Here is a 12,105-nt window from a genome sequence, read left to right as displayed (position 1 = left end):
CATAATAAATCCCCGTATGTCTGTTTTCTGTGGTCTATTTACTTAAAAAACGATGAAAAAAATAAAATTGAGCATTATACTGTGCTGTTTGTTGGGTACAGCTTTAGCACAGCCATTGGAAAGAAGGGCGCATATCGGGGTCCGTTTCTCAGGGCCAAATGGAATAGAGGCCGGAACCTTGGTGCGAAGTGTAGAATCATCTTCCGCATGGAGGAAGGCAGGTTTGCGGGTGGATGATAAACTGATACGTTTGAATGGTGAGTTGATCAAGGACCCTGACCGCTGGAGCGATGTTATTTATGATCTTAGAGGAGGTCAACAAGTGGCACTGGAAGTGGTAAGAAATGGAGAATTAATAAAAATGTCCGTAAAACTTGAGCCTTTACCCAGAGAGACATACCCGGACACGGAAGTACACTACCAAGAGGTAATGTCAGACCAGGGAGACCTTATTAGAACCATTGTTACTCACCCGAAAAAGGCGGACGGCCCGTTGCCCGCGGTTTTTGTAATTGGAGGTCTCAGCTGTAGTTCTATAGAGGTATATCCTGGCCGTAGGGAGTCGGGATGGACACGTGTGTTAAGAGATCTCTCCACTAAATCAGGGATGGTAGTAATGCGAGTGGAAAAACCGGGAGTTGGTGATAGTAATGGTCACTGTGGAGAGAGCGATTTACAAAGAGACCTGGCCGCTTTTGAAGCAGCCTTTAAAAGCCTTAGAAACTTTAAGCTCACTGACACTACTAAAATGGTTATTTATGGCTCCAGTATGGGTAGCGCACTTGCTCCATATTTTGCCAATAAACTGGGCGCTGCGGCAGTCATTTCCGATGGAACTTTTGTAAAAACATGGTTTGAGCATATGCTTGAAATAGAGAGAAGGATCAGGGCCTTTGAAGGAGACAGCCCTACCGAAGTGATGCGAAAGATGAACGAAGGGTATATTCCGCTATATCACGGTATGCTGATAAAAAAAATGTCTTATGAAGAAGTGATCCAACAGCAACCTTCATTAAAAGCATATAATTATCATAGTCCGGAACATATGTATGGGAGGCCGGTATCGTATTATCATCAAGTGCAGGATTTTAACTTCTCAAAAAATTGGGAAGAACTTAAGGTCCCTGCCCGGATCATTTATGGAAGTAATGACTGGATCATGACGGCGAATGACAATGACATGATCATGGATATCCTGGAAAATACAGGCCATAAGGACCATAAACTGATTATCCTGGAAGGTGTGGACCATTGGAATATGGTGCACGAAAAGGCCCTTGACTCTTACCAGGGAAAAACCGGAACGTGGGATGACAAGATCAGTCAAACCGTGATTGACGCAGCCTGGGAGCTTATCTTAAAATAGTTCTTCAATAAATGATGACTAACCGGACAAGCAGGCCGGAAGCTTCCGGCCTGAATAAAAAGCTTTTGTTTTACTGTTCTTTCAAAACATTCACGGGATTGGTAAGAGCGGCTTTGGCAGATTGAAAACTAGTGGTGATCACTGCCAGCAAAATAATGAGCATAGCAGCCTGGAAGAAAGGCAGCCAACCTATTTCTATTTTGTAGATGAATGTTTCCAGCCATTGATCTACAAGGTAATAACTGATAGGTATAGCTATTACAAAGGCCACAGCCAGTATGCTGAAAAAGTGCTGATTAACAAGCCTGACGATTGTCCATAAAGGTGCACCTAATACTTTTCTTATTCCTATCTGACGAGTGACCTGGCTTACTGTATAAGAGATCAGGCCAAGTGCCCCGAGACAAGCGATAACAATAGCGACGATCGAGAAAATGAGAAAGACTTTTAGAAATCGTTTTTCGCTTTGATAAAGATTTTCGATTTGTTCTTCCATAAACGTGAAATCAACCGGTCTGCCATTGGCGTATTTATTCCAGACAGTCGTCATTTTTTGAAGGGTTTGTTGGGTATCAGATGAATTGTACCGTACGATCATGTAGTTAAGAGGTGTGGTGGCCGGGCTGTGAAGTGAAAATATTACGGGCTGGATCTTAGTGTGGAAAGAGGTGAAATGGAAATCTTTTACCACTCCAACGATTGTAGCATCTTTCTGCGACCATTGATTTCCCGTATAAGCCCAACCTTTAAGTCTGGTGCCTATTGCCGCTTCCAACTCCAGGAATTCGACAGCTGCTTCATTCAGTATATATGCTTGTGTTTCGTCCGATTTGAAAGTTTTACTGAATGAACGGCCGTCTTTTAATTCCGTCTCCAGCGTCTCGAAATAATTGTGACTTACTACTATGGTAGATAAAGATTGGTTTTCTCCATTTAACTCATAATCACGCCAGTGACCGATGCGTGAGGTAGGGTTGTTATTGGAAGCTGTTACACCTGTAAATTCCGGTAACATCAGTAGTTCCGTTTTCATCGCTTCGTAGTTGTCCCGTATTTCATTCGTAGGTAGTGGTAAATACACGATTTGCCTGGGATTGATACCTAGTTTTTTTGTATGGATAAAGCTAAGCTGCTGATAGATGAAAATGGTGGTTATAATAAGGACCGTGGTGGTCATAAACTGAAAAGCTATCAGTATCCTTCTAAAGGATAAAATACCTCCCTTTAACTTTATTTTCTCTCCCTGGATAACCTTTAACGTGTTAAACCCTGATAGGTAGAAAGCAGGATAACTTCCGGCTATCAAACCGATGATAATACCTATGGCCAGCAATAAGGACACGAATTGAAGGTCTATGATAATACTTTGTTCTATAGACTTGCCGGAGAGTTGGTTGAAGTAAGGAAGTAATAACTCTGTCATTAAGCCACCGAAGATCATGGCCATAAGAGATAAAGCTACTGACTCAGTCAGGTGCTGCAGGATGAGTTGAGACCTGCCGGCGCCGATCACTTTTCTTAACCCCACTTCTTTTGACCTTGCCGTTGACTGGGCTATGGAAAGGTTAGTATAATTGATACAGGCAATTACCAATATTAAAATGGCTGCTGTGATAAAAATATAAACATAGGTTATATCCCCGTTGACTCCGATTTCACCAGAGAGGTCAGAGGTGAGATGAATCGACATTAACGGTTGGAGAAAGTAGTCAGGAGGCCCTTCCCAATCAAAAAAACGCTCCACAAGCTGATCAAGCTGCAGTTCAATATTTTCCTGACCAGCACCATTTCTAGCTAGAATATAGGTCACATGACTGACACCACTGTTATTCGTTAATATCCAATCAGGATAACTGGGCACAACAGTGCGCATCGATACTACAAAATCAGCAGTGAAATGACTGTTTGCCGGAATATCATCCATGACGCCTGTAATTTCAATGGTTAAACCATCCACATTCAGAAGCTGCCCCATCGGATTATTATTACCAAAGTATTTTTTGGCCATGGAACTACTGATCACTATGGAATTGACTTGCGACAATACCTGGCTGGGGTCTCCTTTTATCAACGGAAAGCTGAATACCTCAAAAAAAGTGCTGTCAGCGAAAAGAACACGATCTTCCTGAAAAGCTTTGTCACCAAACTCCATGTAGGCGCTGGCCGGCTGTATCCTTAACCATTTTTCTATGGCCTGGATGGACTCCAGTTCAGGGCCTAAAAGAAATGTAGTATTGACCGTACGATTGCGCTCATCACCTCCCTGATCGTAACTACCGGCGATCCTGTAAATGCGGTCCCCGTTTTCATGAAAAGTATCATAACTTAATTCATCGCTTACATAAAAGAGTAATAACAGGCAGCATGTGATACCGATAGAAAGACCAATGACATTCGTAATAACGAAACCCAGTCTTTTTTTAAGGTTTCTGTAAGTGATCTTCAGGTAATTTGATATCATGATCTATTCGTCTTTAAGGACGTCTACAGGGTTAGTTCTAATGGCTTTTACAGATTGAAAGGCTACTGAAAGGAATGCAACGCCCAGGGTAATAAGTGCAGCCATTATAAAAACACCAACGGTAATATCAATTCGGTACGCGAATGAACTCAACCAGCTATTTGAGAAATACCATCCGGCTGGTACGGCCAGTAGATTGGCAATGAGAACAGGCGCTAAAAACCCTCCCGTTAGCAGCGAGGTGATGTGGGAGGCAGTGGCTCCTAACGCTTTCCTTATCCCCATTTCTTTGGCCCGTTGCGCCACTACGAATGATGCCATACCGAGAATGCCGAGACAAGCTACCAATACTGAAATAGAAGAAAACACTGTAAAAAGTTTTGCTTGCAACTGCTCCTCTTCATAGAGCTGGTCCAGGCTGCTATCCATAAAGTGATAGTCCATAGGAAAGGGGGTAAATGCGGCCCACTGTTTTTCCAGCTCTTTAATGGCTGTGCCGGGTGAGCCCCCGGTCATCCTTACAATCATTAGGTCGGCGCTGCTTGGAGGCATTGCAGTAATAACAAGTGGCTCTATGGCGCTTTTTAGAGACACAAAATGATAGTCTTTTACGACTCCTACTACCTGCCTTTCCAAAGTATCTAAAAAGCTATTCATCATACGTTTGCCAATGGCATCTTCCGGTGTCCATCCGATATCGCGCACTGCCCTTTCGTTGAGTATGACAGCATTACTTTCATCCGTCACATGGTCTTCAGAAAAGTCACGTCCTGCTATGATTTCCAACTGTAACGATTTCAAATAGTCCGTATCACTAAAAACCGTTCGTAGTCGCAGGTTATCCTCCAGCCCTTCAATCTCATAAGGCATGGTGTCATGGAAGCCACCGGGTTCTCCTGTTGCACAGGATACTTTGGCGATCAGACTATTTTGTAACAGTCTTTTTTTCAAAGTATTTGCTTTTTCCATCACATCCGCATTGTTCAATTCTATCATTAGTACATTGTCTTTTTGGAAGCCAAGGTCTTTTGTTTTTAAAAAATCAAGTTGGTGACTAATGATCAACGTAACGATGATCATAAAAATGGAAATAGCGAATTGTATTATTACAAGTGTTTTTCTAAGCGAACCTTTGCCACGTTCTTTCTCACCTCGTGTGGTTAGTGCTCTTACCGGAGAAAAATTTGACATAATAAAAGCGGGATAGGCTCCTGTTGTGAAACCCAACAGGAGTGTAGTCAGTCCCGCCAGGGCCCATATTTTAGTATCTAACCAGGACAGCTGAATATCAGTGCCAAAAAGATTATTTAAAAAAGGCAGTGATAACTCCACAGTCATGAAGCCGAGAATAATAGCTATAATACTAATGAGATAGGATTCTGCCAGAAACTGTAACAAAATTCGTTGGCCACTGGAGCCTAGCGTCTTTCGTATACCCACTTCACGCGCCCTGGACATGGACTTAGCTGTCGCAAGGTTAATGAAATTGATACAGGCTATTACCATGATAAAAATACCTATGGCAGAAAGTATGCGTACTGTAGTAAGGTTTCCGGTGGTGACCCGGTCATATTTCAAATTGCCTTGAAAGTAGATCTCATCGATTGGCTGAAGTACAAGGTCAATGCGTGTTTTGAGTTTTACAAAGTCCTCGCCAAAGTACTTATCCATAAAGGCGGGAAAACGTTTTTCCAGCTCTTTACTGTTCGCAGCCGGAGTTAATGCTACGTAGGTAAGCATGGAGTTACTCCACCATTCATTAAACCAGGGTCGGTTTTTGAGGGGAGCAATGTTAGCCACCATATCAAATGTCAGATGGGCCTTTCCAACAGGCCGCCGGATCACGCCGGTGATGATTAAATCGAACTGGTCGTCTACCCGGATCGTCTTTCCAACAGGGTCTTCGTTACCAAAATATTTTCTGCCGATCCGTTCTGTAACTACCATCGAATTAGGTAGTAATAATGCCTGTGACGGATCACCCGTTATGAAATGGTAATTAAAAAAATCAAAGAAGTTACTATCAGCCATCAGGAAGTTGTCCTCCAGAAATACTTTGTCTTCATAAGTCACTGATAGTTCATCATTATATACTCTTAGCGTTTCTTTGACTTCCTGTGGAAAATCATTTTTTAGCGCCTCGGAAAATGGAGCTGAAGTAATGCCTATCAAATAATCTTCCCCATTTAGGGTGGCATCGCGGAGCAGTCGATATACATTCTCCTTTTTAACAATATCCTCGTCGTGATTAAGTTCTGCTGTTACATACAGGTAGATTACCAGCCCTACGGTAACGGCCAGCATTAACCCAAATACATTGATCAACGTGAAGAAGCGTTGCCTCCACAAATTTCTTATGGCTATTTTCAGATAGTTCGTAATCATTTTTTACTCTTCTTTAAGTGATTTGATAGGGTTTTGAACAGAAGTGTGCCATGTCAGATAGGACACGGTAAGCAAGGCTACGGTAAGCAATGCAATGGCTGCTATGATAAAATCCAGTGGATTGAGTGTTATTCTGTAAGTGAAGTTTTGAAGCCAGCTTTCCATTGCCCCCCATGCCAGGGGAATGGAGATGATGATTGCCAATGAGATCAACCTTAGGAAATCATATACCAGCAGATGGAGCAGTCGTGCGGTAGATGCGCCCATTACTTTGCGGATACTTACTTCTTTGGCACGCTGAGCATAATTCAGAGAGGCAATACCGAATAACCCAAAACATGCTATGGCTACAGCAATGATGGAAAACCCACTGAATACCTGTGCCGTTTTTTGCTCTCCGATGTATTGTGCTTCCAGGTCATCGGATAAGAAGCTGTATTCAAATTCGAAGCGATGATCAAATTTTTGCCATACGGATTCAATAGCCTTGATAGTAGATGCATTAGCACTGGTGTTCATTCTTATCAGTGTATGATTATAGGCATTGCGTAGGCAGAATAACAACGGTCTGACAGGCTGATGCAATGAATTATAGTTAAAATCTTTTACGATACCGATGACTGTGCCACGGACAGGAGGTTGTCCGTTATTATCCCATTCCCATGTGATCTCTTCACCTATGGGGTCTGTCAGTCCCAGATTTCTGGCTGCGGTCTCATTGATAATAAAAGCGGATGAGTCTGCCTGGCGGTCTTTGTCAAACCCATGGCCTTGAACAATGGAAAGGTCCAGCGTAGTAAAAATGGCGTGGTCTACAAAGACCTCTGAAGCGCTAATACGTGTATCAGGACGATCGGTTTTATATATTGAATTTTGATTGAATTGTTTACCCGGTACGTTAGAAGTGCCTGAAACGGCGGCTACCCCTTCTATTTTCAGCAATTCGGTACGTAGTTCGTTCATACTTTTTTGCAGTCGTCTGTCTTTCACGGGGACTAGCATCAGCTGTTCTTTATTAAATCCCAGGTCTTTGTTTTGGATGAATTGCAACTGATCGTAAATAACAAAGCTACCTGTTATCAGGGCCATGGAGATGGTGAATTGAAATACCATCAGGCCTTTTCTGAACCATGCCCCGGAGGGCTTTACTTTGCTCAAACCCTTCAGGCTTATTACAGGGTGGATGGAAGATAAAAAGAACGCAGGATACAGCCCTGATACTACACCTGTTAAAATGCCTATGCCGAATATACTTAGGGTGATCATAGGGTTTTGCCAATATTCAATAGTTATACCCTTTCCGGTCACGTGGTTGAAAAAAGGAAGGGAAACTTCTGCCAGGAAGCCTGCCAGGAGCATACCCAGTAAGGCAGTAAGAACAGATTCTCCCAGGAACTGTCCCTGCAGTTGACCTTTTAACGCTCCAAGACTTTTTCTAACACCTATTTCTTTAGACCGCTCTGTAGAACGAGAGGTGGTGAGGTTCATAAAATTGACACACGCTGTGATCAGTATCAATAATGCGGCTGCGGTCATAATGTATACATAGTTCCTGTTGCCATTCGGCGCTAACTCCCATCGTATCGCTGATTTGAGATGGATGTCAGTGATACGCTGTAGCCTGAAATGTAGATTAGTCTCTATCACTTGCTGTATTTCTTCTTTTGAAAGCTGTATATACCCTTGCACCCAGTCCATGAGTTGCTCCTGAAGCTGCATAGGGTCAGCGCCAGGCAGGAGTCGTATGTAGTTAAAGTGCCCAAAATCTGCCCAGGTGTAATAGGCATCATCGGGGTTAACGTATTTGAGTGTAACATAAGAGATCAGCATATCAAAATGAAAGTGTGAATTGGCAGGCACATCTTTGAAAATACCTTCTACTGTGAGTAACGTTTCATCATTATTGATCGCCAGTTGTTTGCCGATGGGGTCTTCACCCCCAAAATATTTGAAGGCGGAAGATTCTGAAAGAAGTAGCCCTCCTGGCCCTCTCAATACTTTTTGCCTGTTCCCTTTCAATAGTTCAAAGGAAAATACCTCGAAAAAGGTGCTGTCTACACTTAAGATATCACTTTCGTCGAATGTGAGGTCTTTTTCCAGGTTTCTTATGGAAAAAGTCTGTTTCGTAAGTCCTGGCCCCCATAGTGGAGACAGTGAAGTTGCCGAACTTACCTGTGGAAAGTCTTTGACCAATGCCTGTGCCATAGGGTGTGGTGTGCGGGTTTGGGGGTTATCCCCCCACCAGGCGATACGATAAATGTCTTTGGCGTCATCATGAAATTGGTCATAGCTCAACTCATCCTGAACATAAAAACAGATCAACAGCACACAGGCCATTCCAAACCCCAGGCCCAGGATATTGATAGCCGAATACAGCTTCTGTTTTACCAGGTTACGAAAAGCAATTTTAAAGTAGTTACGTATCATAGCAATATCAGGTAATCATTGATCATACTGGTGTCTTTTCATCTACAGAACTTCGTCATTTAGCATTAAACAATGAAGTAAGTTAAGCAGATATAAATTCAATATCCTACCAGACGAAATCTGTACCAATGTATTGGAAAGTGCCTTTGAAAGCCTTAGGAGGATGTATCCATAAAACTTTTTTGGATAACTGTTCCAAAAAGGAACACAAGATTGTTCCGATGTGGAACAAATCACTAACTTGAATACAACATTAAAATGGTATGGATAAAGTTAACGCACATATTTTGATCGTGGATGATGATCCTGATCTGTTACATACGGCTCGTATTGTATTGAAACCTTTGTTTTCCTCTATCACCACGGAGAGTAATCCGCAACAACTTAATTATCTTATCGGACATCAGCCCTTTGATGTCGTGGTACTGGACATGAATTATACCATTGGCGCTACCAGTGGTAAGGAGGGACTTTTCTGGTTAAAGCATATCAAACAAAAGAAGCCTGATCAGCAGGTGGTCATGATCACCGCGTATGGAGACATCAAGCTGGCTGTAGCGGCCATGAAAGCCGGGGCCACTGATTTTGTAGTTAAACCCTGGGAAAATGAGAAGTTACAAGCTACGGTGATGTCGGCCTTTAAACATAGTAGTTCTAAAAAGGAGCTCGAAAACCTTAAAACAGAGCAGCGGTCGCTGAAGAAATTTATCTCATCTTCGGAAAATGAACTGATTGGAAATTCCATTGCCATGCGAGAGACCTTTAGGGTGATCCGTAAAGTGGCTTCTACAGACGCTAATGTGTTGGTTTTGGGGGAAAACGGTACCGGGAAGGAGCTGGTGGCCCAGGCGATACATCAGAGGTCCGGCCGTTCGGAAGAAGCCTTCATTAAAGTTGATTTAGGGGCTATTCCTGAAAGCCTGTTTGAAAGTGAGCTTTTCGGTCATAAAAAAGGGGCATTTACAGATGCCAGGGAAAATCGTCAGGGACGGTTTGAATTAGCGAATAACGGTACGCTCTTCCTGGATGAAATAGGTAACCTGTCATTGCCCATGCAAGCCAAATTACTAACGGTATTACAAAGCCGGGAAGTGGTACGTGTAGGTGAAAATGTGCCCATTCCAATCAATTGTCGCGTCATTGCAGCTACCAATGGGAACTTACATGAAATGGTGAGCACCAAAGAATTTCGTGAGGACCTCTTGTATCGACTGAATACAGTGGAGTTGGTCCTACCCGCACTACGGGAACGTATGGATGACATTCCTTTACTTACTCAACATTTTTTGAATAACTATACCCAGAGATATCGCAAATCTACTATTGAACTTACGGATCAAGCCCTGGAGCATTTATCGGGATACACCTGGCCCGGGAACGTAAGGGAATTACAACATGCCGTTGAGCGGGCTGTGATTATGGCAGAAGGTGATCAGCTGGATGCCGATGATTTTCTCCTTAACCCCAAAGCAGTTACTCCTGTCCATTCATTAAACCTGGATGATATGGAAAAAGCAGCAATCGAAAGAGCAATCCAAAAAAATCAGGGTAATATCAGTAAGGCAGCTAAAGAGTTAGGACTCGGGCGTACTACCATTTATAGAAAACTGGACAAATATGGCATTAAGTATTGACTGGAAAAGGCCAACACGCAAAATCATTATAACCAAAAAATGTCGCTGTCATGGCAATGAACCTGTATAATTTCCGTGTAAATGTGGTGATCAGGGTGACGCTCATTTTGTTACTCTGTATGATGTTGGCATGGGTACTTACGACTACGCAATGGTTTTTTACCCCTCTGGTACTGGGAATATTACTGCTTTCTGTTGTTATTAATCTGGTCTATTACACGGAGCGGACTACTAAAAAGCTAACACAGTTTTTAATTTCTATTCGACAGGGGGCTTTCACCAATACATTCACCGGGCAGCGTAATGATCCTTTGGAAGCCGGACTGAGCAGCGCTTTTAACGATGTGATCCGGGAGTTCCAGAAAATAAGTATTGAAAAAGAAACACAGTACCTCTACCTCCAGACACTCAACGAAAATATTGGTGTATCCATTATCAGTTATGAGGAAGATGGCCGTGTAGAGTTTATGAACCCGGCAGCAAAGGTCCTGCTGAAAAAACCCTATTTGAGAACGATCCATGAGATGGAAAATATTGATGTCAAATTGCTTCAGGTGATAACTTCATTACTATCCGGGGAAAAACGTGTGGTAAAAACTTTTATACAGGATGAAATGCAGCAGCTCTCTGTACAAGTGAAGGACTTTGTATTACAACAAAAAAACTTTCGGTTGGTGCTATTGCAAAACATCAATTCAGAGCTGGACCAGAAAGAAATAGAGGCCTGGCAAAAACTGATCAGTGTGTTGACCCATGAAATAATGAACTCTGTCACCCCTATCGCCTCGCTGAGCAACGCGATCAATGGAATGCTGTCTGCCCAAGATAGCTTTAATGACCTTACAGGAGAGGACAAAGAAGATGTGATCAGCAGTCTGAAAACCATTGAAAACAGGAGTAGAGGGCTGGTACGCTTTGTAGATGCTTATAAGCACTTCTCCCGGGTCCCGGAACTTAAGCTTGCCTCAGTAGATCTTCACTTACTGATACAACGTATTGCTGATTTACTGCGCCCTGATATAAAAAAATCCGGGTTGGAGCTTATCCTTTTATTGGTTAAGGGGCCGCTGACCATTCTTGTAGACCGTGATCTAATAGAGCAGGTGCTGATCAATATTATAAAAAATGCGATTGAAGCTATGAAGAGCCAGTCAGGCGGTGCCATTAGTGTTACCACGGAAAGAAATCCCGGAGGGCGGACAGTGATAACCATCGCTGATAATGGGCCTGGCATACCGGATGACATTCTGGAAAAGATCTTTATTCCTTTTTACACCACAAAAAAACAAGGTACCGGCATCGGGCTGAGCTTCGCGCGGCAAATAATGAAACTACATAATGGTGATGTAATTGTGAAGAAACCCGCGGATAGTGGCACAGTTTTCACACTTATCTTTTAAATTAATAAATATGATTACCTGGATTGTATATTTTTTAGCCGGCCCGGCTATGGTCCTTTTGGCTACCATTTTCAAAGCTTTTCCTCCTGCACATATCAATAACTTTTATGGATACCGTACCAAAAGGTCTACCAAAGACCAGGCTTCCTGGAATGAGGCCCAACGTTATGCCAATGATTTGATGTTATGGAGTTTTATCATCAATAGTTTGGTTGAATTACCACTGTTTTTACTATTTGATTTAAGTATTGCAGTGCTTGCTTCCTGTGTCGGACTCATAGTTTGTGTTTTTGCTGTGATGTATTTTACGGAACGTCATTTAAGGATGAAATTTGGGTGAACGTTAGATATAGTTGGTACCAGTCAATGATTTGCCCCTCATGTACACATTTATAATTATTTTAGCGATCGAATAACGGTATTGTTGTTATT

Annotated in this window: 7 protein-coding genes; 4 read left to right on the top strand and 3 right to left on the bottom strand. The window is 42.6% G+C overall.

Going from position 1 to position 12,105, the window contains the following annotated elements; genetic code table 11:
* Nucleotides 1-52: 52 nt before the first annotated feature.
* Nucleotides 53-1,366 (top strand): PDZ domain-containing protein, encoded by a 1,314-nt coding sequence (locus FNH22_RS00665; RefSeq protein WP_143396358.1) that lies wholly within the window; start codon nt 53-55, stop codon nt 1,364-1,366.
* 70 nt (nt 1,367-1,436) lie between these two features.
* On the opposite strand, the gene FNH22_RS00660 is transcribed toward FNH22_RS00665, so the two are convergent.
* Genes FNH22_RS00660 through FNH22_RS00650 form a run of 3 tightly spaced genes read right to left on the bottom strand, consistent with a single transcriptional unit; the run spans nt 1,437 to nt 8,639 of the window.
* A complete protein-coding gene (locus tag FNH22_RS00660; RefSeq protein ID WP_143396357.1) occupies nt 1,437-3,827 on the bottom strand; it encodes an ABC transporter permease in 2,391 nt (796 codons plus the stop codon).
* A 3-nt stretch (nt 3,828-3,830) separates the two neighbouring features.
* Nucleotides 3,831-6,212 carry an ABC transporter permease gene (locus FNH22_RS00655; RefSeq protein WP_143396356.1) on the bottom strand — a complete coding sequence of 794 codons (2,382 nt, stop codon included), beginning with the start codon at nt 6,210-6,212 and terminating at the stop codon, nt 3,831-3,833.
* A gap of 3 nt (nt 6,213-6,215) precedes the next feature.
* Nucleotides 6,216-8,639, bottom strand: coding sequence for an ABC transporter permease (locus FNH22_RS00650; RefSeq protein WP_143396355.1), 2,424 nt, complete (start codon nt 8,637-8,639; stop codon nt 6,216-6,218).
* Between the two features lie 263 nt (nt 8,640-8,902).
* Here FNH22_RS00650 and FNH22_RS00645 point away from each other — a divergent pair, with 263 nt between their 5' ends.
* The 3 genes from FNH22_RS00645 to FNH22_RS00635 are packed head-to-tail and all read left to right on the top strand — an operon-like array spanning nt 8,903 to nt 12,013.
* Nucleotides 8,903-10,273 (top strand): sigma-54 dependent transcriptional regulator, encoded by a 1,371-nt coding sequence (locus FNH22_RS00645; RefSeq protein ID WP_143396354.1) that lies wholly within the window; start codon nt 8,903-8,905, stop codon nt 10,271-10,273.
* A 50-nt stretch (nt 10,274-10,323) separates the two neighbouring features.
* Nucleotides 10,324-11,673, top strand: a complete 1,350-nt coding sequence (locus FNH22_RS00640; protein WP_143396353.1) for a PAS domain-containing sensor histidine kinase — start codon at nt 10,324-10,326, stop codon at nt 11,671-11,673.
* A 10-nt stretch (nt 11,674-11,683) separates the two neighbouring features.
* Entirely contained in the window at nt 11,684-12,013 is a 330-nt protein-coding gene (locus tag FNH22_RS00635; RefSeq protein ID WP_143396352.1) for an SdpI family protein, read from the top strand.
* The last annotated feature ends 92 nt before the right edge of the window (nt 12,014-12,105 follow it).

This window comes from Fulvivirga sp. M361 (genome assembly GCF_007097395.1).
Taxonomy (GTDB): Bacteria; Bacteroidota; Bacteroidia; order Cytophagales; family Cyclobacteriaceae; genus Fulvivirga.
The sequence above is the reverse complement of the archived record's forward strand: the minus strand, read 5'-3'. Positions and strand labels throughout refer to the sequence as shown.